This window comes from Streptomyces noursei ATCC 11455, assembly GCF_001704275.1.
GTDB classification, from domain to species: Bacteria; Actinomycetota; Actinomycetes; order Streptomycetales; family Streptomycetaceae; genus Streptomyces; species Streptomyces noursei.
In genome coordinates this window covers 145,747-170,858 of the sequence record NZ_CP011533.1, presented here as the reverse complement: position 1 = coordinate 170,858, position 25,112 = coordinate 145,747, and the positions used below count along the sequence as shown (strand labels likewise).

20 protein-coding genes and 9 pseudogenes are annotated in these 25,112 nt (G+C 65.9%); 18 read left to right on the top strand and 11 right to left on the bottom strand.

The genetic code is table 11. The annotated features are described in order from the left end of the window. Positions 1-916: 916 nt before the first annotated feature. The 8 genes and pseudogenes from SNOUR_RS42065 (at position 917) to SNOUR_RS00715 (ending at position 6,255) form a co-directional block, all read left to right on the top strand. Positions 917-1,261 carry a transglycosylase family protein gene (locus SNOUR_RS42065; RefSeq protein WP_099055777.1) on the top strand — a complete coding sequence of 115 codons (345 nt, stop codon included), beginning with the start codon at positions 917-919 and terminating at the stop codon, positions 1,259-1,261. Positions 1,262-1,299: 38 nt separating this feature from the next. Then, on the top strand, positions 1,300-1,740 hold the full coding sequence (locus tag SNOUR_RS00740) for a transposase (RefSeq protein ID WP_312631485.1): 441 nt from the start codon (positions 1,300-1,302) through the stop codon (positions 1,738-1,740). A 198-nt stretch (positions 1,741-1,938) separates the two neighbouring features. Continuing rightward, on the top strand, positions 1,939-2,904 hold the full coding sequence (locus SNOUR_RS00735; RefSeq protein WP_067343004.1) for an isopenicillin N synthase family dioxygenase: 966 nt from the start codon (positions 1,939-1,941) through the stop codon (positions 2,902-2,904). Positions 2,905-2,993: 89 nt separating this feature from the next. After that, a complete protein-coding gene (locus SNOUR_RS00730) occupies positions 2,994-3,320 on the top strand; it encodes a transposase (RefSeq protein ID WP_067343002.1) in 327 nt (108 codons plus the stop codon). Between the two features lie 137 nt (positions 3,321-3,457). Then, a complete protein-coding gene (locus SNOUR_RS00725; RefSeq protein ID WP_079141943.1) occupies positions 3,458-3,790 on the top strand; it encodes an IS3 family transposase in 333 nt (110 codons plus the stop codon). A gap of 69 nt (positions 3,791-3,859) precedes the next feature. After that, positions 3,860-4,639, top strand: a complete 780-nt coding sequence (locus tag SNOUR_RS00720) for a transposase family protein (protein ID WP_159425735.1) — start codon at positions 3,860-3,862, stop codon at positions 4,637-4,639. A gap of 39 nt (positions 4,640-4,678) precedes the next feature. Then, positions 4,679-4,843: pseudogene (locus SNOUR_RS47680) on the top strand (IS3-like element ISPfr13 family transposase); the annotation flags it as partial. 59 nt (positions 4,844-4,902) lie between these two features. Then, positions 4,903-6,255, top strand: coding sequence for an IS30 family transposase (locus tag SNOUR_RS00715; RefSeq protein ID WP_067342999.1), 1,353 nt, complete (start codon positions 4,903-4,905; stop codon positions 6,253-6,255). Between the two features lie 88 nt (positions 6,256-6,343). On the opposite strand, the pseudogene SNOUR_RS00710 reads toward SNOUR_RS00715, so the two are convergent. After that, positions 6,344-7,148, bottom strand: a pseudogene (locus SNOUR_RS00710) (transposase family protein). 90 nt (positions 7,149-7,238) lie between these two features. Between SNOUR_RS00710 and SNOUR_RS00705 the strand changes: the two are divergent. Then, positions 7,239-7,469: pseudogene (locus tag SNOUR_RS00705) on the top strand (integrase core domain-containing protein); the annotation flags it as partial. Between the two features lie 35 nt (positions 7,470-7,504). Here SNOUR_RS00705 and SNOUR_RS00700 read toward each other — a convergent pair. The 3 genes and pseudogenes from SNOUR_RS00700 to SNOUR_RS00695 all read right to left on the bottom strand — a co-directional run. After that, on the bottom strand, positions 7,505-7,885 hold the full coding sequence (locus SNOUR_RS00700) for a transposase (RefSeq protein ID WP_312631479.1): 381 nt from the start codon (positions 7,883-7,885) through the stop codon (positions 7,505-7,507). Positions 7,886-7,956: 71 nt separating this feature from the next. After that, positions 7,957-8,127: pseudogene (locus SNOUR_RS44355) on the bottom strand (IS30 family transposase); the annotation flags it as partial. 52 nt (positions 8,128-8,179) lie between these two features. Continuing rightward, positions 8,180-8,719, bottom strand: a pseudogene (locus SNOUR_RS00695) (transposase); the annotation flags it as partial. A gap of 437 nt (positions 8,720-9,156) precedes the next feature. Between SNOUR_RS00695 and SNOUR_RS00690 the strand changes: the two are divergent. From SNOUR_RS00690 to SNOUR_RS00675, 4 genes are all read left to right on the top strand, one after another. Then, entirely contained in the window at positions 9,157-9,720 is a 564-nt protein-coding gene (locus SNOUR_RS00690) for a DUF4142 domain-containing protein (RefSeq protein WP_159425733.1), read from the top strand. Positions 9,721-9,977: 257 nt separating this feature from the next. Next, entirely contained in the window at positions 9,978-11,666 is a 1,689-nt protein-coding gene (locus SNOUR_RS00685; protein ID WP_067342866.1) for an ISAzo13 family transposase, read from the top strand. A 38-nt stretch (positions 11,667-11,704) separates the two neighbouring features. Beyond that, positions 11,705-12,967 (top strand): IS701 family transposase, encoded by a 1,263-nt coding sequence (locus SNOUR_RS00680; protein ID WP_376738482.1) that lies wholly within the window; start codon positions 11,705-11,707, stop codon positions 12,965-12,967. 261 nt (positions 12,968-13,228) lie between these two features. Next, positions 13,229-14,245: a DNA-directed RNA polymerase subunit alpha gene (locus SNOUR_RS00675; protein ID WP_067342990.1), complete on the top strand. Its 1,017-nt coding sequence runs from the start codon at positions 13,229-13,231 to the stop codon at positions 14,243-14,245. A 402-nt stretch (positions 14,246-14,647) separates the two neighbouring features. On the opposite strand, the gene SNOUR_RS00670 is transcribed toward SNOUR_RS00675, so the two are convergent. From SNOUR_RS00670 to SNOUR_RS49530, 7 genes and pseudogenes are all read right to left on the bottom strand, one after another. After that, positions 14,648-14,851 (bottom strand): helix-turn-helix domain-containing protein, encoded by a 204-nt coding sequence (locus SNOUR_RS00670; RefSeq protein WP_067357475.1) that lies wholly within the window; start codon positions 14,849-14,851, stop codon positions 14,648-14,650. A gap of 213 nt (positions 14,852-15,064) precedes the next feature. Continuing rightward, positions 15,065-15,277: pseudogene (locus SNOUR_RS45840) on the bottom strand (hypothetical protein); the annotation flags it as partial. 635 nt (positions 15,278-15,912) lie between these two features. After that, positions 15,913-16,215: pseudogene (locus SNOUR_RS49540) on the bottom strand (transposase); the annotation flags it as partial. A 376-nt stretch (positions 16,216-16,591) separates the two neighbouring features. Further along, a pseudogene (locus tag SNOUR_RS00660) lies at positions 16,592-17,038 on the bottom strand (helix-turn-helix domain-containing protein); the annotation flags it as partial. A gap of 274 nt (positions 17,039-17,312) precedes the next feature. Then, positions 17,313-17,651, bottom strand: a complete 339-nt coding sequence (locus tag SNOUR_RS00655; RefSeq protein ID WP_376738480.1) for a hypothetical protein — start codon at positions 17,649-17,651, stop codon at positions 17,313-17,315. A gap of 286 nt (positions 17,652-17,937) precedes the next feature. Beyond that, positions 17,938-18,477, bottom strand: a complete 540-nt coding sequence (locus tag SNOUR_RS49535) for a transposase (RefSeq protein WP_446677946.1) — start codon at positions 18,475-18,477, stop codon at positions 17,938-17,940. A 279-nt stretch (positions 18,478-18,756) separates the two neighbouring features. After that, positions 18,757-19,521 (bottom strand): annotated as a pseudogene (locus SNOUR_RS49530) (ISL3 family transposase); the annotation flags it as partial. A gap of 182 nt (positions 19,522-19,703) precedes the next feature. Between SNOUR_RS49530 and istA (SNOUR_RS00645) the strand changes: the two are divergent. The 5 genes from istA (SNOUR_RS00645) to istB (SNOUR_RS00630) all read left to right on the top strand — a co-directional run bounded on the left by istA (SNOUR_RS00645) (position 19,704) and on the right by istB (SNOUR_RS00630) (position 25,064). After that, entirely contained in the window at positions 19,704-21,242 is a 1,539-nt protein-coding gene (gene istA / locus SNOUR_RS00645; protein ID WP_067342988.1) for an IS21 family transposase, read from the top strand. After that, positions 21,242-22,033 carry an IS21-like element helper ATPase IstB gene (gene istB, locus SNOUR_RS00640; RefSeq protein WP_067342987.1) on the top strand — a complete coding sequence of 264 codons (792 nt, stop codon included), beginning with the start codon at positions 21,242-21,244 and terminating at the stop codon, positions 22,031-22,033. The genes istA (SNOUR_RS00645) and istB (SNOUR_RS00640) overlap by 1 nt, the downstream gene beginning before the upstream one ends. A 114-nt stretch (positions 22,034-22,147) precedes the next feature. After that, positions 22,148-22,558 (top strand): hypothetical protein, encoded by a 411-nt coding sequence (locus tag SNOUR_RS45835; protein ID WP_159425732.1) that lies wholly within the window; start codon positions 22,148-22,150, stop codon positions 22,556-22,558. Positions 22,559-22,989: 431 nt separating this feature from the next. Continuing rightward, positions 22,990-24,237 carry an IS21 family transposase gene (gene istA, locus SNOUR_RS00635; RefSeq protein WP_067342985.1) on the top strand — a complete coding sequence of 416 codons (1,248 nt, stop codon included), beginning with the start codon at positions 22,990-22,992 and terminating at the stop codon, positions 24,235-24,237. Further along, positions 24,237-25,064, top strand: coding sequence for an IS21-like element helper ATPase IstB (gene istB / locus SNOUR_RS00630; protein WP_067342984.1), 828 nt, complete (start codon positions 24,237-24,239; stop codon positions 25,062-25,064). Before istA (SNOUR_RS00635) ends, istB (SNOUR_RS00630) begins: the two co-directional genes overlap by 1 nt. The last annotated feature ends 48 nt before the right edge of the window (positions 25,065-25,112 follow it).

Below are 25,112 nucleotides of genomic sequence, written 5' to 3'. Positions count from 1 at the left end.
TGGGATTCAGGAACGTGATCTTGGCAGACCCGTTCCTACCAGGGGCTTCACGTCTTCACCAGCCCGGACCGCACCCCTTTCGCTGAGAACACCTCAATGAGGTTTTCTCAGCGTTCATGATCGTCAGGCGTTGTTGAGGACGAGGGCTGCTTGGGTCAGGGCTGAAGCGTTCTCGCTTGTCGAGATGGGTGGTTACTGAGGTTGAACTCGTGGTGTCGTAGAGGGTGACGGCTGGTCTTCCGGTGCGATCTCACCAGCGGCATGCGGTGTCTGCAAGGGGGCGGGCTGACCCAAGGCGCGACGTTCTCAGTTGGCGGGCACTCTCAGGTCGAGTGCGTGGTCGGGGTGTGACCGGTGGTGGTCTGTGGATTCCGCTTGTCCTTTCGGGTACTCGCATACGGATCTTGCCCCGTGAGGCATGTGCCATGTTGCATCGAATGTCCGGGGCGCGCATCCGGAGACATGTAGCCGTCTCTCGACTGGCGAAGCTCGGCTGTCTTGTCTCTCATGGCAAGTTCTCCGCCCTAAAAAGAAAGACACGCTTGACGGAGGCCCTGCGCTGGGAATCCTTAGCCAACCTTCTCACCCAGCACACGAGGTCCGGCGCTCGGGTGAATCGCTAGGCATCGCTTCGACGGACACGGGATCGCACTGAGCCAACTGGTGAATCGTGTTACTCGTTTCGTGTGCCATGGGCTGCGTCGTGCGACGCAGCGGGAACAGTGAAAGCACCAACACCGTCATCTGCCCGTTTCGATGCAAAATGGCGGTACGGGTAGAGCTCTCAAAACGACGAGCTATGAGAGCCGCATGAGTGGTCTCTTGGACTCCCGAGCACCTCCTGGAGCAGGAGCTACTGTTTCCCACGACCAGCCAGTCTGGCAACTTCCCCTGTCCCCAAACATTGGATCCATTCATGTTTCATGTGGCGACTCTCTCCGCGCTCCGCACATTCTCCTGTTTGTTGCTAGCAGTTGGCATCACCTGCTTTCAGGCGACAAGCACCGCTACAGCACGAACCGCCAGCGTCAGGTGGGATGCCGTGGCAGCTTGCGAGAGCGATGGTCGTTGGAACATCGCGACAGGAAACGGCTACTACGGCGGATTGCAGTTCTCTGCAGAAACCTGGAGAAAATTTGGAGGCCAACAGTACGCTCCCTTTGCACATCAAGCTTCCCGGGCAGCGCAGATGGCGATCGCCGAAAGGGTCCTCAAAGCACAGGGCTGGCGCGCTTGGCCCGTATGTTCTCGACGAAGCTGAGTTGAGCCTTTCAGCGGTACCTCTCCAGGGTGATGTGATTGCCGACCGCGAGGTCATACCCGAGGACGGCGAACCCGAAGTCGTCTTATGTCTCGACGGAGCCCTGTGGTCACCGTCTTCCCGGCACGTTCACCGCGGAGGTGATGCGCACGTTCCTCGACCGCCTCGCGGAGCAGGCCGGTCGCAAGGGCCACATGATCGCTGACCGGCACCCGGTCCACCGCAGCAAGGCCGTCCGGGCCTGGCTCGAGAAGAACGCCCAGCGCGTCGAGCTGCATCTGATGCCCGGGTACAGCCCCGAACTCAACCCCGGCGAACTGCTGAACGCCGACCTGAAACACCACGTCCACGCCGCCCGCGCCACCACCGTCGACGACCTCGCCCGCGAAACCCTGCGCTTTCTGCGCCGCAGACAACACCAACCCCACATCGTCTGCGGCTACTCCAGAGCCCACCATGTCCGCTACACGATCGAGTAGGAAAGCCACCAGTTTCGACTCAAGATGGAGCTGCAGGGGGATAATTCGGTATGTAAGTCGTTGATTGGAGAACTGAATTTTCTCCAGAATTGGAGGAGTCAAGAAGTGTGCGGGAGTGCAGATAGCGCGAAGGGTAAGGCCGTAGGCGGGCTTACGTCGGAAGGATCCAGGCTCCAGGAATCCTCGGCTGTCGGCGGTATGATCCCCGTCGTCGACATCTCCGGCTGGGATACTGGAGGCGATGCAGGCCGTGCAGCTATCGCCGTCGTAGTTGACGACGCGGCGAGCGCTCTCGGCATTATGCAGATCATGGGGCATGGAATTCCGATGTCCGCAGTGCAAGCATTCACCGAAGCGCTCGATGCACTCTTCGCGCTGCCACTGGAGGAGAAGAGGAAGCTGCGCGCGTCACTCCCCGGCACCGGTCGCGGCTACATCCCGCAGCGTGCCGAGAAGCTCAGCCCCACAGCTGCGGCAGATCTTTTCGAGGCATTCGAGATCGGCTCGCAGGGGTCCGACTTCCCAGGGTTAGATCTTCCTCCAGCACACTACCCTCCTAACAACTGGCCACCGCTGTTGGGTTTCCGTGAGGTGGTCGAGAAATTGTATGCCCAATTAGGTGAGTTCACCCGACGGCTGACGGGGATCTTCTCGTATGCGCTGGGCGTAGAGGAAAGTTACTTCGTGCCGTTTACAGACCATCCGATCGCCACGCTGCGCATGAACCACTACCCTCATCCCGGCACGGACTCCGCCCTCGACCGGAACCAGATCGGGATGGGTGCACACACCGACTACGGAATCCTCACCGTACTGTGGGTCGACAACGTGCAAGGGTTGCAGGTCCTTACCTCCAGGGGCAGCTGGCTCGACGTACGGCCGGAACCCGGATGCCTGCTGGTCAACCTAGGCGACCTATTGGCTCGCTGGACCAATGACCGGTGGCGGTCCGCGCTGCATCGTGTTCTGCCGCCGACCGACGATGAAGGGAATGCCGTCCGCCGCCGCTCAGCCGCATATTTTCACGACGGCAACTGGGACGCAGAGATCCGCTGCCTGCCTAACTGCATCCCACCCGGCGCCACACCACGCTACCAGCCCATCACAATTGGCCAGTACATCACCGAGAGGCGCTCCGGTCGCATGTACTCGACGAGCTACTGATTCCCAATGGGGTTGTCAACCTGTTTCGGCGACTCTCCGTGAACCGCCCCGATTCGAATAGAGACTCGATTCCGTGAAAGGATTGAGTCATGGCACGACCCTCCCGTTACCCGCTTGAGCTGCGCCATCGTGCGGTTCGTATGGTCGCCGAAGTGTGCGACGACTACCCGAACGAGACGGCCGCCTTGCAGGTGGTCGCGGACAAGCTCGGCATCGGCTCCCGCGAGACTCTGCGGAACTGGGTGAAGCAGCAAGAGATCGACGCTGGGCAGCGTCCGGGGACGACGAAGGAGGAGTCCGCCCAGCTCAAGGCGTTGAAGAAGGAGAACGCCGAGTTGAAGCGGGCGAATGAGATCCTGAAGGCTGCGGCGAGTTTCTTCGCGGCCGAGCTCGACCGGCCACACACGCGCTCGTAGCGTTCATCGACGAGCACCGGGACCGCTTCGGCGGGGTCGAGCCGATCTGCAGGACGCTCACCGCACACGACTGCAAGATCGCCCCTTCCACGTACTACGCCCACAAGAAACACCTCGAAACTCCCTCCGCCCGTTCCATGCGCGACGAGGAGCTCAAGGAAAGGATCCAGGACGTCTACACGTCCAACTACTGTGTCTACGGCGCCCGGAAGATCTGGCGCGAACTGAACCGCCAGGGACATGCGGTGGCCCGCTGCACCGTCGAGCGCCTGATGCGCGAACTCGGCATCCAGGGCGCCGTGTGCGGCAGACGCGTCATCACCACGATCCCCGGCGGACAGGTCCAGCACGCCCCCGATCTGGTCGACCGCGACTTCGTAGCCGCCGCTCCGAACCGGTGCTGGGTGGCGGACTTCACCCACGTGAAGACCTGGAGGCCTATTCACGGGGGTTTCAACCATCGTTCTTGATCACGAGGACGGCCCTGCTCGGTAGCGTGACGTTTGAGAGAGCGTCAGTTAACTACCGTGGCAGGGCCGTTGAGCTGGAACATTACGACAGGACTGGACACCGAGCAACTTGACGGGCTGGTCGCACGAGTTCACCAAGAGCTCGTGCAGGATCCGGATCCGCCGGTGATGCCGGGGCGGATGTGGGCGCTGGGCCTGTACAAGTCGGTGGTGTTGGTGCTGTTCCTGCTGCGGCAGAACCCGGTGCAGGAGGTGGCCGCCGAGTTGTTCGGGATCTCCCAGGCCACCGTCTCCAGGAGGTGGACGGCCCTGCTGCCGATGGTGGAGAAGGTCCTGGCCACGCACGTTCCCGATCCCACCGAGGCCTCTGCCGGCCGGATCGTACTCGTGGATGGCACCTTGGTCACGACGTGGGACTGGTCCAGCGAGGGCACCACGATGTTCTCCGGCAAGCACCGCGACACCGGCTTCAACCTGCAGATCGCCGCCACTCTCGCCGGCGACCTGCTCGCGGTCTCCGCGCCGGTGCCCGGCAGCCGGCACGACATGCACGCCTGGCGCCAGTCCCACTTCCCCGAGGCATTCGCCGAACGCGAGGGCATAGGCGACCTGGGCTACGCCGGCTCCCGACTGTTCACCCCCAGGCGCAAGCCGCCCGGCCAGGAACGATCCGCCGGAGACAAGAGAGCCAACCGCTCCGTCAACACGCTCCGAGCCGCAGTCGAACGGGCCATCGCGCACCTGAAGAACTGGAAGATTCTCGCCACCCGCTACCGCGGCCCCCTCACCCGCTTCCCCGACATCGTCAAGACCGTCACCGCCCTCACCTTCTACACAAGAGGCTGGTGAGGCCTACGTGAATAACCCTCCTGGTCCGCGACCGTCTATGTCGCGTTCGTCGCGGACACCTTCTCCCGCCGGATCGTCGGCTGGTCCGCGGCCACCGTGAAGGAGACCGTCTTTGTCCTGGACGCCCTGGAGATGGCCATCTGGCAACGCGACCGCGACCAACAGGCCGTTCAGCCAGGAGAGTTGATCCATCACTCCGACGCCGGGTCGCAGGGCGGATTCAACTGGTCGTCGCAACACCTCTGTGAGCTGGAGGTTTGCGGATGGGTGTGGGGAATCGGCAGTGGGCGGCGCGGGAGTATCGCGGGCAGATGCCCTCGCCGGGCCGGCCGGGGGTCGCGTGGCGTGAGGACCGTGTTGGGTTCTGGCGGGCGATTGTGCGGGGGCTGAGCTCGGTGGACGCGGCGGTCGCGATCGGGGTCTCCCCGGCGGTGGGGCCGCGGTGGTTTCGTCATGCTGGCGGGGTGAATCCGTGCCTTGCCCTGACCGTGTCGGGCCGATACCTGTCGTTCGCCGAACGGGAGGAGGCCGCTGTGCTGCGTGCTCAGGACTTCGGCGTCCGTGCGATCGCGCGGCGTCTGGGGCGTTTGCCCTCGACGGTCTCGAGGGAGCTGCGGCGCAACGCCTCGACCCGGACCTACCACCTGGAGTACCGGGTCTCGCTGGCGCAGTGGCACGCCGAGCGGCGTGCGAAGCGGCCGAAGACGGCGAAGCTGGTGGCCAACGAGCGTCTGCGCGACTACGTGCAGGAACGACTGGCCGAGGCCGTCGCCCATGCCGTGGACGGTCAGATCGTCGAGGGACCGCAGGTGCCGCCGTGGAAGGGCCGGAACAAGCCGAGGCGGCAGGACCGCCTCTGGGCGACGGCGTGGAGCCCGGAGCAGATATCGCAGCGGCTCAAGGTGGACTTCCCCGATGATGAGTCCATGCGCATCTCCCCGGAAGCGATCTACCAGGCCCTCTACGTGCAAGGACGCGGTGCGCTCAAGCGCGAGTTGGTCGCCTGTCTGCGCACTGGGCGATCGCTGCGGGTCCCGCGGGAACGCTCCAGGCAGAGCGTCCGTGGGCACGTCACCGCCGATGCGCTGATCAGCGAGCGGCCCGCCGAGGCCGAGGACCGTGCGGTCCCAGGTCACTGGGAGGGCGACCTCATTATCGGCACCGGCCGGTCCGCGATCGGCACGCTGGTGGAGCGCAGCACCAGGTTCACGATGCTGCTGCACCTGCCCCGGATGGAGGGCTCCGGCACCGAACCACGTACCAAGAACGGGCCTGCGCTGGCCGGCCGCGGCGCCGAGGCCGTGAAGGACGCGATCACCGCCACCATCACCACGCTGCCCGAGCAACTGCGCAGGTCGCTGACCTGGGACCGCGGCACGGAACTGGCCCAGCACGCCCAACTACGCGTCGAATCCGGGCTCCAGGTATACTTCGCCGACCCGCACAGCCCCTGGCAGCGGGGCACCAACGAGAACACGAACGGTCTGCTGCGGCAGTACCTTCCCAAAGGTACGGACCTGTCGCGGTGGAACGCCGACGAGCTCCAGGCCGTCGCCTTCACCCTCAACGAGCATCTACCATCTCTCCAGGTAGCCGGTGTTGCGACGACCGATTGAGACCAAGCAGTACACATCGTTCAAGCTCGCCGAGCACCTGGACGCTGCCGGCATCGCGGCGAGTATTGGATCCGTCAGTGAACCTCTTTCATCCTGAGTAGTCGCAGGTCAGGAGCGTGTGAACGGCCTGGACGATGCGGCTGATGCGGTTGGTTGAGCATCGTGCCTGGCGGAGGGTCCGCCATTGCTTGAGTTGGGCGAAGGCGCGTTCGCCCGGTGCTCGGAGGCGGGCGTGGTCGCGGTTGAACAGTTGGTAGTGGTCGGGTTGTTCGCGGTGGTTCTTGTAGGGGGTGCGGACGGTTGCGCCGGCGCCTTGGTAGGCGCGGTCGGCCAGGACGAGGATCTGCCTGGTGAGGCAGGCCTGGACGATGCCGTGAGCCCGTGCCGCGGTCAGGTCGTGGGTGCGTCCGGGCAACGCGCGGGAGAACCACAGTGGAGTGCCGTCTGGGGACGCGATGACCTGCACGTTCATTCCGTGCCGCTTGTGTTTTTGGCTGTAGTACGGCTCGTCTGCGGCGATGCGGTCGGTGGGGATCAGTGTCCCGTCAACGACGACGAAGTCGCCCTCACCCAGGCCCACCAGGGCCTCGCGCAGGCCGGGTGCCCACGAGGCGAGGATCATCAAGGTCTCGTCCACGTACCGCCAAGCCGTCGCCTCCGATACCCCGAAACCGGCTCCGACCTGCGCGAACGTCTCGTTCTTCCGAAGGTGCGCCAACACCAGTAGGGCCTGCTTGAAGCAACCGAGCCGTCGCCAGGGCGAGTTCAGCTCCTGCCGGCGGGCATGGATCAGCCAGGAAACGTGCTCAACGAGTTCGTGCGGGACGTCGCGCATGGAAGAATACGGAACCAACAGGGCTCCTCGGACGCTGCGTGATGAGTGATGTCACCACAGCAACGACCAGGGGCCCTGTCTTGTCACTAACTCCCCTCTGACCAGGCATTTCACCCTCGCAGAGGCAGGATGAAAGAGGTTCAGTGACGCGTACGACAACGCCCTGATGGAGTCCACGATCGGCCTGTGCAAAACCGAATTGATCAAGCCCCAGCGGCCCTGGAGGACGCTCTCTCAGGTCGAGTTGGCCACCGCCGAGTGGGCCGACTGGTACAACCACCGAAGACTCCACGGTGAGGTAGGCCACGTCCCGCCCGTCGAATACGAAGCCAACTACTACACCGAACTCACGAAACCCCAGTTCACAACCACAGTCTGAGATCTCTATGGAACCCGGGGTGCCTCTGTGTCTTGTCAAGCCGCCTGGCCAGGGATGGACTTGGCTTCTCGTTCGTCGGCGATCATGACGCGCCACACGTGGTCGGCCAAGCGGCGTTTCAGGCAGCGCTTCGCTTCCTTCGGCGTCTTGCCCTCGGAGAGTTTGCGCTGGTAGTAGGCGTGTCCGGGTGATTTCGGCATCCGTATCTGCACGACTGCGATGGTGTGGAGGACAGAATTGAGCTGGCGGTCGCCGGAGCGGGAGAGCCGGTGGCGGGCCTTGTCCGCGCTGGCGATCTCCACTGGGGCGGCACCGGCGTAGTTCGCGAACGCCGCCGAGGTGGGGAATCGGTGTGCCCGTCGGGTGCGGCCGATCAGCCGGGCGGCTATGACTGGCCCGATGCCTGGGGTGTCCATCAGCGCGCTGCCCGGATGCCTCCACAAGGCTCTGCATCCGGGCAGCATTGTCCGTGAGCTGCTTGTCCAGTTCCGGTGTCGGGGAGGATCATGCTTCCAGCTTCGATGAACCAGTTCGAACCGCAGCTGGTCGAGACTCCGACCACCCTGGCGGCAGCCGCACCCTTGTAGCCCTCCCTCAGCAGTTCGAAGTACCGCTTCTTCACTGCCGACGGCATCTTGTTCGGGGCGTACTTCGGCATCCGAACGCTCTCCTTCCGGAGCGTTCGCAACCACCGATAGAACTCAAGCGCGGTCCAGGGGGCGGTTGGGCCATTCCGCCATGCCTTCCATCACCTTGTCGGTGATCGTGGAGATGGTCGCCTTGGACACGCTCGCGCCGTAGACCTCGGCCAGATGCGCGGAGATTTCCCCGTGCGTCAGGCCCTTCGCGGACAGCGACAACACCATTTCGTCCACCCCGGACAGGCGCCGCTACCGCTTCTTGACGATCTGCGGCTCGAACGAACCCGCCACGTCCCGGGGGACCTTGACCTCGACCGGGCCCACATCGGTGAGCACCGACTTCGCCCGGGTCCCGTTGCGGCTGTTGCCGCTGCCACGGCCCTCGGCGTCATGCTTCTCGTATCCGAGGTGATCGGCGATCTCGCCCTCCAGGGCGGACTCCAGCACCCGCTGGGTCAACTGCTGGAGCAGCCCACCCTCCCCGGTCAGCTGCAGGCCCTCCGACCGGGCCCGCTCCACGAGCACCGCGACCAACTGCTCGTCACTCGCCGCCGCGGCTTCCGCTGCCGGCTCGCTGCCCGGTATCTGCTCGATGGTCGTGTCGCTCATCTGGCGTCTCCTTGATCATCGGATCCGCCAATCATTGAACACTCCCACACTCGGGTCGGTGACGACATGGGCCACGGATCGATCAGGGCCGTGTGGGCGAGGCGATCTGTTGGATCGGGAGTGGGCTCGTCTTGAGCCGTGCTTGCCGCAGAACACGGAGCGTGGCGGGCGGCGCCGGCAGCAGCGCGGGGCAGCGCTCTGAGGGTGGTGGTGCCCCCTCTTCACCGGCTCAGGCGAACCTGGTCGTGCGACCGCGCATGGCCACATTGCCCAGGCCAGGCCCGGATTTTTCGGAGGATGTGACACTTCCGTCGGGTGGCTCGACAAGCGAGCGGCGGCGAAAGCAGTCAGCCTGGCCCAGGAGACGGCGAGGCCGGCGCGTCCGCTACACGAGCGCCCAGCACATCGGCCGGCTCCTCGGACACGCGGAGGACACCATGCGAATGAACCGCCCGTGCGGCGCAGCCGTCGCAACCATGGCGCTCGCCGTGGCCGGAGTCACCGTTCCGGCTACGGCGGCAGCCCCGGTCACCGGACCCGACGTCACCTTCCTCAAGACGATCCACCAGGGCAATCTTGCCGAGATCGCCACCGCCAAGGATGCCCAGGAGCACACCACCAGCGCATGTGTGAAACAAGCAGCGAACATGTTCGTACGCGACCACACCGAGTTCGATGCGCAGGTCATGGCGCTAGCCCGCAGTGAGAGCATCACCCTGCCCTCCACCGCGGCAGCTGCTCAGCAGAAACAGCTCACCAAGCTAAAGTCCCTGCACGGTAAACGAGTCTACAACCGGGTGTGGCTGCGGGACCAAGACACGAGCCACCGGCAGGCCCTTGCACTGATCGACAAGGAAGTGTCCTCCGGCAAGGACACCGAGATCCGCGCGATCGCCCAGGCCGCCCGGCCCACAGTGGCTAAGCACCTCCAGGCAGTCAGCGGCGGGATCTGCCCCCTGAACTTCCCCCGAGATGCGGAAGGAGTTGACGGAGGGGCATAGGGTCTCATGAGAGGCCCGACTTGTGACCATGGCTGCTCCCAGAAAATACCCGTTGGAGTTGCGTGAGCGTGCGGTGCGGATGTACCGCGACTCCGAACCGAAGCCCACCTGGTGGGCCGCGACTTCACCGCCGAGGCGCCCAACCGGTTGTGGGCCACCGGCCTATTAGGGCTTTGTTAGGTGTGTCAACTGGCCTGCACTGAGGGCTTGCCGGGAAACAAGCCGTCGCTTCCGGCTTCGAGGCTCGTTGTTGTGGTATGGGGAGACCGGAGGGGATCGAAGCCGCACTGACCGCGAAGTTCGAGACGCTGTTCCCGCATCTCGACGAGCGTCAACGGCGGCTGGCTATAGGAGCAGAAGCACGGTCACTGGGACACGGCGGGATCAAGCTCGTCGCCCGCGCGGCCGGGGTCCGGGAGGGCACCGTTTCGCGCGGCGTGAGAGAACTTGAGTCCGGCCAGGCACCGTTGGGACGTGTCCGTCGGGAGGGCGGCGGGCGCAAGCGCGCGGTCGATCTCGATCAGGGGCTGCGGCCCGCGCTGCTGGCCCTGGTCGAGCCGGACATGCGTGGGGATCCGATGTCGCCGCTGCGCTGGACGGTGAAGTCGACCCGGCACCTGGCGGCCGAGCTGACGCGGCAGGGCCATCGGGTCTCGGCGGACACGGTTGCCGTGCTGCTGCGGGAGGAGGGCTTCAGCCTCCAGGGCAACGCCAAGACCATCGAGGGCGCCCAGCACCCGGACCGGGACGCACAGTTCCGCTACATCAACGAGCAGGCCAAACAGTTCCAGGCAGCCGGAGATCCGGTGGTCAGCGTGGACACGAAGAAGAAAGAGTTGGTGGGCAACTACAAGAACGCCGGCCGCCAGTGGTGTCGTGAAGGCGATCCGGTCCGGGTCCGTACCCATGACTTTCCCGACGCCGACCTGGGCAAGGCGATCCCATACGGGATCTACGACCTGGCCGCGGATGCTGGCTGGGTCAGCGTCGGCACCGACCACGACACCGCCGCCTTCGCCGTCCAGACGTTGCGCCGCTGGTGGCACGCGGTGGGCCGCGCCGCGTACCCGCGCTCAGGCCGCCTGCTGATCACTGCGGACGCGGGCGGCTCCAACGGCTATCGCACCCGTGCCTGGAAGGCCGAACTCGCCGCGCTGGCCCTGGAGACGGGCCTGGAGATCGCCGTGTGTCACTATCCTCCAGGCACATCAAAATGGAACAAAGTGGAACACCGGCTGTTCTCCCACATCACCATGAACTGGCGAGGCAAGCCCCTGACCAGCCACGAAGTCATCGTGAACAGCATCGCGGCGACCACCACCCGCACCGGCCTGACCATCCGCTCCGAACTCGACACCGCCACCTATGAAACCGGTGTCCGCATCGGCGACCGGCAGATGGCAGCCTTGCCGCTGGACCGTCATGCCTGGCACGGCGACTGGAACTACAGTCTCCGACCCGAGCCGTATGCCCAGGTCAGTGATGTCCCGGACCCGTTCGATCAGCCCAGTCCCGACCTTGCCTGGCTGTGCCACCCGGCCCTGACCGGACTGCCGCCCGCCGAGTGGGATGCGCTGATCTCCACACTCACCGCCCTCCATGAGGAGCAGCGGGAAACGCACCTGGACAAGCGGCGTGGCCACCGACCCCGCATCAAGGGTGGCCCCCTGACAGGCCGTCGTCCCATCCTCACCCTCGCCGACCGCCTACTGGCCGCCCTCCTCCACTACCGGCACGGGCTCCCGCAGGTCACCGTCGCCCGCCTCTTCACCGTCACACCCGAAACCATCAACCGGCGCATCCGCGACATCCGCCAGCTCCTCGACACCGCCGGATACACCGTTCATCCCGCCGACACCCGTCTCGCCGCCCTCGAAGACCTCCAGGCTTTCGCAGCGGCGGCAGGCATCACCTGCCCATCAGAGATCAAGACGGCGAGTTATTGATCGGCAAGCCCTGAGGGCTCTGTGATGTCCTGTCAGGTGTGACTCCTGAGGAGATGGAAGAGGTCCGTCCGCGCCTGGAGGCGTTTGCGGCGGAGATGCTCGGCTCGCTGCCGCGTTGTGATCAGCGGGCCAAGGGCGAGTTGTACCTGCGTGGGCTGATGCTGGACGGCAAACGCAAGTCGATGCAGCCGATGGCCGAGCGTCTGGGAGTGGACCATCAGCAACTCCAGCAGTTCGTCTCCTCCTCCACCTGGGACTGGACCGTGGTCCGTCAGCGGCTGGCGCAGTGGGCGGCTGCGCATGTCGCACCACAGGCGTACGCCATCGACGATGTGGGCTTTCCCAAGGACGGCTACGACTCTCCGGGGGTGGCGCGGATGTACTGCGGCGCGCTGGGCAAGCAAGGCAACTGCCAGATTGCCGTCAGCGTCAACCTGGTGTCCGACCACGCCTCCTCGGCCGTCGACTGGCGCCTGTTCGTGCCCGAGAGCTGGGACGACACCACGACCGAGGACGACAGGCTGCTGGCCGAGGCCATCCGACGCCGACGCGCCAAGGCAGGGATCCCGGACTGTGAGCGGCACCGGGAGAAGTGGCGCCTGGCCTTGGAGATGCTGGATGAGGTGCGAGGGGACTGGGAACTTCCCGACTTGCCGGTGGTAGCCGATGCCGGGTATGGGGACGCCACCGGCTTTCGCGAGGGCCTGACCGAGCGCGGCCTGACCTACGCGGTGGCGGTCAAGGGCACCACCACCGCCTATCCGGGCCAGGCGGTCCCCGTCCGCCCTCCCTACAGCGGCCGGGGCCGACCACCCGTGCCGGCCTACCCGATCCCGCACACCACCTTGCGGCAACTCGCCCTGGATACGGGCAGGTCCGCGGCGCGGACTGTCACCTGGCGCCAGGGCAGCAAGACCACAAAACGCAACCCCAAAGTCGCGATGCGCTCCCGGTTCCTGGCCCTGCGGGTCCGTCCGGCCAACCGCACCATCCGCCGCGCCACCGACGGCTCCCTACCCGAATGCTGGCTGCTGGCCGAATGGCCATCCGGCTCTGCCGAACCCACCAACTACTGGCTGTCCACCCTGCCCGCCGACACCCCACTACGCGAACTGGTCCGCACCGCCAAGATCCGCTGGCGCATCGAGCACGACTACCGCGAACTCAAGGACGGCCTGGGACTGGACCACTTCGAAGGCCGCAACTACCCCGGATGGCACCGCCACGTCACCCTCACCGCCCTCGCCCAGGCATTCTGCACCCTGCTCAGGCTCGACCCAAAAGCCCCTGCGCCGGCCTGACCCTCTACGCCGCCCTCCGCGCGTTACAGACACTCCTGGCCACCTGGACCGGCGCCTGCCGCATATGCGGCCAACCAGCCCCCACACCCGAACCCCACCACAGAACCTAACAAAGCCCTAATAGCCCCTCACCCGCTGGTTCCTCCGCGAGGCATACGGCCAGTGATCCGCATCGCCCGTACCCTGGCCGCACCGGCATCAAGCTGCCGCCCGGTGGGTCGGCAGCATATGGCGGGTGCTGAAGACTGGAGGCCACATCTCATGCAGATCGCTCAGCGTCCCACTCTCACCGAAGAGATCGTAGACGCATACCGCTCCCGGTTCGTCATCGAGCCGCTGGAGCCAGGCTTCGGCTACACCCTCGGCAACTCCCTGCGCCGCACCCTCCTCTCCTCGATCCCCGGCGCCGCCGTCACCAGCATCCGGATCGACGGCGTGCTGCACGAGTTCACCACCGTGCCCGGCATGAAACAGGACGTCCCTGACCTCATCCTCAACATCAAGCAGCTTGTCGTCTCCTGCGAGCACGACGAGCCGGTCGTGATGTACCTGCGCAAGCATGGCCCCGGCCTGGTCACCGCCGCCGACATCGCTCCGCCAACTGGCGTCGAGGTGCACAACCTCGATCTCGTCCTGGCCACCCTGAACGCCAAGGGCAAGCTGGAGATGGAGCTGACCGTCGAGCGTGGCCGTGGCTACGTCTCCGCCGTCCAGAACAAGCAGCAGGGCCAGGAGATTGGCCGGATCCCGGTCGACTCAATCTACTCGCCGGTGCTCAAGGCCACGTACAAGGTTGAGGCGACCCGTGTCGAGCAGCGCACCGACTTCGACAAGCTGATCGTCGACGTCGAGACCAAGCAGGCGATGCGTCCGCGCGACACCATGGCCTCGGCGGGCAGCACGCTGGTCGAGCTGTTCGACTTGGCCCACGAGCTGAACGTCGACGCCGAAGGCATCGAGGTGGGCCTGTCGCCGACGGACGTCGCGCTGGCGGCCGACCTGGCGGCCCCGATCGAGGAGTTGGAGCTCACCGTCCGGTCCTACAACTGCCTCAAGCGCGAGGGCATCCACTCCGTGGGTCAGCTGGTGGCGCGCAGTGAGGCGGACCTGCTCGACGTCCGCAACTTCGGTGCGAAGTCGATCGACGAGGTCAAGGCGAAGCTGGCCGATATGGGTCTAGCGTTCAAGGACAGCCCGCCCGGATTCGATCCGACTGCCGCGGCTGCAGCCTTCGGCGCAGGCGACGACACGGGCTTCGCCGAGATCGAGCAGTACTGAACCGCACCGACGGCATCGTCACACGGCTCCTTCTCGCAACAGCCGTGATCAGCGTCTACACGCCGCGGGACGACGGCTGCCTGAACGACCGCGACGCCATCCGCCGCCTCGCCACGTGAGCCCGGGGGAGAACTGGGAATCCTTTCTGCCCATCGCTGAGCAGATCGGCGGTGCCACGTTCCAGCCGCCGGCCGACGCCGCACGCTCAGGGCAAACAGCGGGCTACGTGCGGTGCGGTCGCACGATGCTGGCATCTCGCCTCGGTGGTCTCCCCCTCCGGGGCGGTCTCGTCTCGTCGGGCCGGGCCGGTGTTCCGGCCGAAGTTCCGCCTTCGGGCGTGGATGTCCGTACTGGCTGGGGTGATCGCCATACCTCTCGTACGTGTCGAGGTCGGCACTGCCCTCACATTCCGGACTGCGGACGCGAAGTACCCCCTCGGCCGCGTAGGGTGACGCCGCCTTCGGTGAGGATGCGGTGGACGAAGCCGTAGGAACGCCCCCGGGATTCGGCGAGGGCGCGGATGGAGGCGCCGCCCTCGTATTCCTTCTTGAGTTCGGTGGCGAGCTTGTCGCGGGCCGTGCCGGTGATCCGCTTTCCCTTGTTCATGAGTTCGTCCCCTTCAGCTTCGATGTACGGAAGGTGATCATTGCAGGGGGCCGGGGCCTGCTGGCGGATTGGGGCGAGTAGCAACGGCCCAGAGAACGCACAGTTGTACCGTCCACCGGATCGGTCGGCCCTGGGGCGCGAACCGTTCGTGGATGCATTCCGCTGTTGGATGCCCAGACCGTGCACCCGGCGGCTCTCGGAGATCTCCATCTCGGCGAGGAGCTTTTGGGCCTTCACTTTGCCGATGTCGGGGAGAGATTCGAGCAGGGCGCGGGCCGGCATCTTGCGGATGGCTTTGGAGTCGCTGGCCAGTACCGTGTACAGGGACAGCTTGCCGTGCTTGAGGGCGTCTTTGGCCTCGGCTAGCTCCTTGCGGGCGGCGGCGTGTCGAGCGTGGCCCGGCGCAGTTCGAGACTGGGCGCCCACGAGGATGGTCCTCTTGTCGCGTGAAACGGAACGGGTCCATCATGTTCGGACCATCAGGGCTTTGACCAGCAGGTTTACGGATTCGGCGCGGTGGTCTCGTCGTACGTGCGCAGCATCCGCATCACTGCCGCGGGTGAGGGGTGCTGGCTCTTTTTCTTACCGGTGGCGATGACGAGTCGCGCCGCGATGTCGTGCAGGCTCATCTCCTGCTCCTGTAGATGGAGGGTCATGGACAGCATGTGGTCGCCGGCGACGCTGGCCCCGCTGATGGTATTGCCGTGCTTGCGGGCGGACTCATGACCTTCCAGGGTGCGGTCGCGGATGCACTCGCGTTCCAGGCCAGACACAGCGCGGCCAGCCTGGTGAATGCGGGAGCGGGCAAGGTGCGGATCGTGACGACCTTGGTCGGTGCGGCATGTGAGGACGCTCGACGCTTGCCGTCGAACTGGAGCGCGGTCGCCTTGGCTGGCGATCTGCTCACCCCCGGCTCGACGAGATGAGGCCCTGGGCGGTGCCGGTGTCCGGCTGCTGCTGGTCGGCATCTCAGTCGTAGGCGGCGCAGGTGGCGAGGTGGGCGGGGGAGCGGCGGGGCCACCTCCTCCCGCTCGATTCTCAGCGCCTCGTGGCGCACAGTCGGTGTTATCGATAATCAGCGCGGTCGGCTTGATGACCGGCAGCATCGTCCGCGCCAAGCGAGCCCGCACATGAACAGGATCCCACGGGCTGGCCGTGATGAAGTGGGCCAGCGCCTGCCGGATCCCATCCTCACCCAGCCGCGCCGCCATCGGCTCCACCGACTTGCGTTGCCCGTCTGTCAGCAGCCCCCGCAGGTAGACCCGACCCCACCGACGTTGATCGCTGCGTCCGAACGAATCGAAGACATCTCCCGCGAAATCCTCCAACTCGCCACGAACAACGATGATTTCCTCTGGGGCCACGCCCCTCTCAACGACACACACCACGCAGGGGACACGCTCCATCGAAATTTAACCCGACCAAGCCCTGTCCTCGGTACGCATTCCGAATGCCGCGGTGCATTCTTGCGTCTCTGGGTCCCCGCCGGAGATCCGTGCAGGAAAGGCGAGTCAGGGCAGTGCGCACTGGTGAGGGGCGATTCCTTACCCGCGATGCAGGCGACACACCTGGAGAGGCGCGCCTGGCGTATTGCATGGGGCAGCATTGTCGTGGAACATCGCGCTGCCACAGACCCTGCACACCCACAGACCGAGATCGAGGACCATGACAAAGCTCTGGTGAATAAGAGCGTGGGCGGAATGGTGGTGTTCAGGGGCGTTTGTGGGGGTGTGTGTCCCAGCGGTAGGACACGCCCTCCTCGCGGAGCAGGGCCCGAAGGCCCTCGTGGCTGATGTCGTCGACCACCCCCTCAGCGACCAGGAAGTCGGCCAGCTTGACCAGGCTCCAGGTCGAAAACGGCAGACCGTGCTCGGCCGGCTTGGACTTGGCGATCTTCTTGATCTCACGCCGCTCGGGCAAGGTGAACGTCCTTGGCCGACCTCCGGAGTACTTCGGATACAGGGAATCGAATCCGTCCGCATTGAAGTTGTGCATCACGTCCCGGACCCGGTCCGCGCTGGTGAACGTCACCTCGGCGATCTTCATCACCGGCATGCCCTGGGCGGACAGCAACACCATCTGTGCCCGCCGCCAGGTCACCACCGACCCGCTGCCCCTGCGGACAATCCGCAGCAACCGCCTGCCTTCGTCGTCATCGATCTCACGGACGCGTACTCGTTCTGCCACCCGGACATCCTGGCGGCACCGAACCCCACGGGCCAACGTCCACCGACATGTCACATCACAACGTGGCAAAGGTTCATTGATGCGGCACTAGGTTGTCCTGCGGCCCGAATAAAGTAGTAGCCCACCTCCCAGAGATAGCAGGACCCTTGTCAGGTCGTCCTTGATCTCGTACGCGTCCGGACGTGAGTCCGGGGGCCAGCACACTCCTTCTTGTTCGTGTATGGCACAAACCTTGCCGTGCAGGGTCCGTTGCATGATCGTCTTCTGTCCGGGTTCATCCGGTGAGGCCGAGGGCAGTCAGGGGTCGGTGGCAGTCGCTGGCGGTGTGGCGGAGGGCGGCGGCGATGTTGGTGTGGCCGTCCTGGCGGTGGACGCCAATAGCGAGGTTGCGCAGGGTGGCCATGACGCGGGGAAGGCGCCGGGTGCGGATCTTGGAGTCGTCCTCGCGGAAGGTGCGGTCGCGGACGTGGTGCAGAAGATTTTCGATCTTCCAGTGGCCGCGGATCCCTGCGGCGAGCTGGGCGCCGCTGGCCGTGCCGGGCGGCAGGCTGGTGATCAGGTAGACGCGTTCGATGTTGAGCTTGCCGGTGGTGAAGTCCTTCCTCCAGCGCACGACTTGGAGGGCCTGCTTCGCATCGGGGTAGTCGAGGTGGGCGAAGGTGGCAGTCTTCAGTCGTCGGATCTCGTGGCGGTGGTGGGCGCGGGTGCGCTCGTAGTGGTCGAGGGTGATCTCCTGCCAGGGGCGGGACGGACACCGCGCCGGTCAGCGGGTCGAGCGGGAACCCCAGCACTCGGCAGACCCACAGGGGAGCGTCGTTGATCCACTCTGTGACGGCGGTTGACGGCGGCCAGTAGATACGGCTCTGATCAACATTTCGGGATGACCGTGCGTGATCGGCTCACGGTGTGAGCAAAATACGGCGCCGCAGGAGATCGAAGTTGGCCCGTCCATACCCTTGACGTTTGAGGTATTTCACCCGGTTCACGTGGCCCTCGACCATGCCGCTGGAGTAGGGCTGGGTGAGGCCGGCGGTGACGGCGTCGAGGTCCTTGCTGAGGTTGCGGGCGAAACCGCGCAGGGGTGGCAGCTCGCTGCCCTGGGCCGCCTTCATCCAGCGGGGCAGCAGACGGCCGTCGAGGTTCTTCATCATCGCGGCGAACGCCGCGATGTGCCGTCGTAGATCGGCGAGTTCAGGGCAATCGGCCAGGATGCGCTTGAGGCGGAGCTGCTGACCGGAGCTGAGGTTGTCGGGGTGACAGGTGAGCCAGCCGGTGACCTGCCGGACCGTGGGCGCCTCCGACCTCTTCGGGGTCGGCGACTCGGCGGAGCGCAACGGCTCGAGCCAGCGCCGGACACTGCGGCTGCTGCCGCGGTAGCCGCGTTCCTGAATCTCGCGGAACAGGCGCCCGCTGTCAGTGCACCCCTCCTGCCAGCGCATATTGAGGTACTCGGCCCAGGGCTGCAGCATCCGTCGGCTCTGCCGCGGCGGCGAGAGCAGGTCCTCGACGACTGTCGCGTGGGCGTACTTGCGGACTGTCTTGCGGTCCATCCGCAGGGACTTGGCGATCACCTCGATGGCGACGCCCTTGTCGTACATCTCGTGCACCGCCGCGAAGTTGCGGCGTGTGTTCGCGGCCCGCTTGCCCTCGATCGCCGGCGGCTCGGCAGGCCGTTCCACCAGGGCGTCCTGGTTCGCCTCCTCGGCCGGAGTGAGGCAGGAGCGGTGGGCGACGACGCACTTCTCAACCGCCTTGCACAGGTTCTGCCAGAGGTGAAAGCGATCTGCGATCTGGACCGCATCCGGCGCGGCCGTGCGGATCGCCTCCGCGTACGCGCTCGCGCGGTCACGGCACACGATCTCGGCGCCGGGATGTTCTTCGAGCCAGGCGGTGAAGGTCTCGGCGGTGCGGTCGGGCAGGACGTCGACGACGCGGCCGGTCTCGATGTCGATGAGGACGGTGCCGTAGACGTGACCGCGCTTGAGTGCGAAGTCGTCGACGCCCAGTACCCGCGGGCTCCGCTCCGGCGGCTCGGCAGGCAGCCTCCGCACACGGTTGAGTAGGGTGTTCGGGCTGATCGCGCAGTGCAGCAGGGCGGCGAGCCGGGCACCGGCCCGACCGGCCAGGCAGCGTGCGATCGATATCAGCATCGCCTGCTGCAGTTGGCTGCGGCGGCCGTGGCGGAAGGTGAGCCCGTCGACCTGCTCGACGAAGGTTCTGCGCGGGCACGACGACTGCTCGCACCGGAACCGGCGAACCGTCAGATGTATCGTTGTCGCCCGTCCACCGATCGCGACGTCAGCGAGCCGCCGACGATATCGGTCGTGGACTCGCTGTGAGTGCGTCCCGCAGCCTGGGCACTGGGCTGAGCGAGCAGCCGCCGAGGCAGTGATACAGATACATCCACCATCAGCTCGTATGTCCTCGATCGCGACGCTGGCCAGGTGCGGCAGCAGCGTCTTGGCTATGTGATCTCCTAACACACCTGGTCAACAAGGGGGTTGGAGATCAGTTACGCACGGTCATCCCGAAATGTTGATCAGAGCCCCGTAAGCTCCCCGGTGGCGGCCATATACGGCGCAATTTGTGGCCACGGGTTTCCCCGAGTACGGCCAGATTTCTCCCCGCTCGCCCCGAGTAGTCCCGCTCGGCGACGCTGGAGCGGGTGAAGAACAGCAGGGAGATCATGGAGATCCTTGAGGCATACGACCTCACAGGCAGTTACCGTGCCGCGGCCGAGCTGGCCGGGTGCGACCACCACACGGTGGCCCGTTATGTGAAGATGCGGGCGGCCGGCCAGCAGCCCGACAAGCGCCGGCAGCGGGCCCGGCAGATCGACGACTATCTGCCGAAGATCGAGGAACTGGTGGTCCGCTCGCAGGGCAAGATCCGCGCGGACGTGGTCCACAAGAGGATCGCCGCGATGGGCTTCACCGGCGGGGAACGCACCACCCGCCGCACCGTTGCCGAGGCAAAAGCCCAGTTCAGGGCAGGTCGACGCCGTGTCTACCGGCCATGGGTGACCGAGCCCGGGCTCTGGCTTCAGTACGACTTCGGCGACGGCCCGGTGATCAAGGGCCGCAAGACCACGCTGTTCTGCGCATGGCTGGCCTGGTCGCGTTTCCGCGTCGTCATTCCGATCTGGGACAAGACGCTGCCAACGATCACCGCGTGTCTGGACACCACTTTCCGCAGGATCGGCGGCATCCCGGCCTACGTCCTGACGGACAACGAGAAGACGGTCACCACCGACCACGTCGCCGGGATCGCGGTCCGCAACTCAGAAGTCGTCGAGGTCGCCCGGCACTACGGCACAACGATCCGTACTTGCCTGCCGGCGGACCCGGAAACGAAGGGCGGCTCGGAGTCCACAGTGAAGATCGCGAATGCCGATCTGGTGCCCAGGGACGTCAATCTGCGCGAGCAGTACAAGACCTTCGGCGAGCTTGAGGCCGCCTGCCGACAGTTCTGCGAAGAGGTCAACTCCCGCACACACAAGGTGACTCGGCGCAAGCCGGTCGAGCGGCTCGCAGAAGAGCAGCATCGACTGCACCCGCTGCCGCGGCGGCCGTTCACCGCGGCGTTCGGCACCACCCGGCGGGTCTCCTGGGAGTCGACGATCTCGGTCGACGCGGTCCGCTACTCGGTCCCGCACGAGCTGATCGACACCCGGGTCTGGGCCCGTTTCCACGGGGACGAGCTGATCGTCACCGCCGTCGACGAGACGGGCTCGGCCCTTGAGGTCGCCCGCCATCCGCGCGGCGAGCCTGGCTCGCCGGTCCTGGAGGATGCCCACTATCCGCCGCGCGAGGACAAGGAAGCCGACCGCACTCCGAGGGCGACCTCCGCCGAGGAGGCTGCGTTTCTCCAGCTCGGCCCGGGTGCTGCGAGCTGGCTGATCGAGGCCGGGGCGGCCGGGGTTCGCCGGATCAAGGCGAAGATGGCCGAGGCCGTTGCCCTCTCGAAGCTCTACTCGATAGCGGAAGTTGACCGCGCGCTCGGCACCGCCGCGGTCACCGCCCGCTTCGCGGACAAGGACCTCATGTCGATCCTCGACTACCAGGCCGTCCACGGCCTGGCCGAGCCGGTCCGTCGCAGCGAGGCCCACTCGCTGCAGCCCGGCACCTCCGCCTGGTCCGCCCTCGGCGCCGCCGCCCCGAGCACTGCTGATCTTTCCGAGTACGACGAAAGCGACCACTTCTGATGGCCACCCCTCTTCGCACCGTTCCCGGCACGAACGGCGACCCGCTCGCCGAGGCCATCGAGCTGACCAAGCGACTCAAACTCCCGCACATCCGGCGGTCGTTGACCGACATCATCCCCACCGCGAAGGCCCAACGCTGGGATCCCGCCGAGGTCGTCCGCGTCCTGCTGGCGGAGGAAGCGGCCGGACGTGACCGGGCCAATCTCCACACCCGGCGCAAGCGGGCCGGGTTCCCCACCGGGAAGACCTTCGGGGACTGGCACGAGTCCAAGTCCTCCATACCCAGGACCACGCAGGACGCCCTGAAGAGCCTGGAATGGGTCGGCCGCCGGGAGAATTTTTGTATCTGTGGACCGTCGGGGACGGGAAAGTCACACTTCACTGAGGCGCTCGGGCAGACCGCGGTCGAGGCCGGCCTGACCGTCGCCTGGTTCACCATCGAGGACCTGGGCGCCCTGGTCCGCCGGCACCGCGCGGACGACTCCATCGCCCGGGCGCTGGCGAAGATTGTCCGCTCGGACCTGATCATCGTCGATGACATCGGGCTGCTGCCCGTCTCCGAGGACGCCGCCGAGGGCTTCTACCGCCTGGTGGATGCCGCATATGAACGGCGCTCGATCGCAGTTTCGAGCAATCTCCACCCGTCTGGATTCGACGAGATCATGCCCAAGACCTTGGCCACCGCGACCGTCGACCGGCTCCTCCATCACGCTCACGTCACAGTCACTCAGGGTGATTCGTTCAGGTTCACCGAGGCCACCACCGGAAAGGGAGTGAAGCCCTTCAGCTGATCCACACCGACCCAGGGCGGGGAGAACATCTGGCCGCGAGTGGGGCGACAATGCCTTCCACCAGCAGGGATGCCTCAAGGCCGCCAGCGGGGACGACCAAGAGGCCGTTGACAGGTGTCTGTGCTCATCCCCTTCCAAGAAGACAACGAGATCGTCCCGCCTGTCCTCGTAACAAGCAAGGAAGAAACCGACCTCAAGGCAACGTTCGAGGAGCTTGCAGAGATGCGAAAGCAGCAGAACTCACGCTCTCGCCGACGCAAGACCGCCCCGACCATCAAGCACATCGTGATGTGCGGTACCCCGACACCTGGACGCCCCGATGTCGAAGGCGATACGACCGTCGCATCAATGACGAAGACGTATGGCGAGCACTTCCAACTGCACAAGGTTCGCTGGAGCAGCTACATCCGTCGGCAACATCGACTCCAGGCCCCAGTCCCCGCCTTCGGCCCGCGCAACGCCGCACCGATCGAGGACTACAACAAGTTGGCCACTGCCCTCGGGTTCGTAGATCTGAACCCCTAACGCCTGTTCCCCTGGGGAACACCAAAGGCCCGTACCGGCCGCGGAAGCTGAGATCCTCCGCGCCCGGTACGGGCCTTGTCGTTGTGCACCACCAGGTTACGCTGTCCTTTGAAGCCAAGTTAGTCCGGTGCGATGTCCTGACCTGGAGCGACTAGGTTGGATGTCAAAGGACATTCCTCTCAACTGCCGCGGGTGTTCCCCAGGGGAACACCTCGCGCCACTGTCCCTGGACGAATCAGGCAGGCAGCGGGTCAAACGGGAACACCCTCAAGACCACCACGATCAGCGACCATTAAAGCCGTGCTGTGGTGCCGCGGCCGTGGACTCTCGGCGTCGCTCGAATCCTGACCCTCTGACGGCGTATCAAATCTGACCCACTTGGTGATCTTCATCTGACCCTGGCCTTGGTGATCAAGGTCAGGAGGGAAGAGGTGATCCACGTGGAGGACTGGGCAGAGATCCGCCGACTGCACCGGGCCGAGCAGATGCCGATCCGGGCGATCGCCCGGCACCTGGGCATCTCGAAGAACACGGTGAAACGCGCGCTGGCGCACGACCGGCCGCCGAAGTACGAGCGTCCGGCGAAGGGCTCGGCGGTGGACGCGGTCGAGGTGCAGATCCGTGAGCTTTTGCGGGAGACGCCGACGATGCCTGCCACCGTGATCGCGGAGCGGATCGGTTGGCAGCGCGGGATGACCATCCTCAGGGAACGGGTGCGCGAGCTGCGGCCGGCGTATCTGCCGGTGGACCCGGTCTCGCGGACTACGTATCGGCCGGGCGAGCTGGCCCAGTGTGACCTGTGGTTTCCCGAGGCCGACATCCCGCTGGGCTATGGGCAGACAGGACGGCCGCCGGTTTTGGTGATGGTGTCCGGCTACTCGCGGATCATCGCCGCGAGGATGCTGCCCTCGCGCCGGAGTGGGGACCTGATCGACGGGCACTGGCGGCTGCTGACCGCCTGGGGAGCCGTCCCCAGGATGCTCGTCTGGGACAACGAGGCCGGCGTCGGCAAGGGCCGGGTCACCTCCGAGTTCGCCGCGTTCGCGGGCCTGCTGGCCACCAAGATCTACCTGTGTCGGCCCCGGGATCCAGAAGCGAAAGGGCTGGTCGAGCGGGCCAACGGCTATCTGGAGACCTCCTTCCTGCCGGGCCGTCACTTCACCGGCCCCGACGACTTCAACACACAGCTGGACGCCTGGCTGAAGGTCGCCAACCGGCGCGTCCACCGCACTTTGCAGGCCCGCCCGAGCGACCGGTGGGAGGCGGACCGGGCCGGGATGCTCGCACTGCCACCCGTTGACCCGCCGTCCTGGTGGCGGTTCCAGATCCGCCTGGGACGCGATCATTACGTCCGCGTCGACACCTGCGACTACTCCGTCGACCCCGCGGCGATCGGCCGGATGGTGACCGTGCTCTGCGACAACGACGAGGTCATCGTCCTGGCCCAGGGCGGCGAGATCGTGGCCCGGCATCCCCGCTGCTGGGCCCGCCACCAGACCCTCACCGACCCGCATCACGCCGCCGCCGGCGACGTGATGCGCCGCGAAGTACATCGACGGCACGGTGCTGCCTGCGCGGCAGCGGCCCCGGACGTGGTCGAGGTCGAACAGCGCGAGCTGGGCACCTATGACCGGCTCTTCACCGTCATCGACGGCGGCAACAACCAGGAGGCCGGCTGATGCCCGCCCGCGCCGCCACCGACGACGCCGCCCCCGCCACAAGTCGCCGAACCGGTCAGCAGACCGCGGCTGACCTGGCCTTCCTGGCCAGGGCGATGAAGGCCCCGGCACTGCTGGACGCCGCCGAACGGCTCGCCGAGCGGGCCCGCAAGGAGTCCTGGACGCATGCCGAATACCTCGTCGCCTGCCTCCAGCGGGAGGTCAGTGCCCGCGAGTCCCACGGCGGCGAGGCCCGCGTCCGCGCGGCCCGCTTCCCGGCGATCAAGACGGTCGAGGAGCTGGACGTCACCCATCTGCGCGGCATGACGCGCCAACAGCTCGCGCATCTGGGCACGTTGGACTTCATCACCGGAAAGGAGAACGCCGTTTTCCTGGGCCCGCCGGGCACCGGGAAGACACACCTGGCCATCGGTCTGGGAGTGCGGGCCTGCCAGGCCGGCCACCGGGTCGCCTTCGCCACCGCGTCCGAATGGGTCGACCGCCTGGCCGCCGCCCACCAGGCCGGACGCCTCCAGGTCGAGCTCACCAAGCTCGGCCGCTACCCACTGATCGTGATCGATGAAGTGGGCTACATCCCCTTCGAAGCCGAGGCGGCGAACCTGTTCTTCCAGCTGATCTCGAACAGATACGAACGCGCCTCGGTGATCGTGACCAGCAACAAGCCCTTCGGGCGCTGGGGAGAGGTCTTCGGCGACGAGACCGTCGCGGCCGCGATGATCGACCGCCTCGTCCACCACGCCGAGGTCCACTCATTCAAGGGCGACTCGTATCGCATGAAGGGACGCGAACTCGGACGCATCCCGCACGACACCACCGACAACGACTGAGCAACCGCAGCAGACACCACCTGGGTCAGGATTCAACCGACCAAAGTG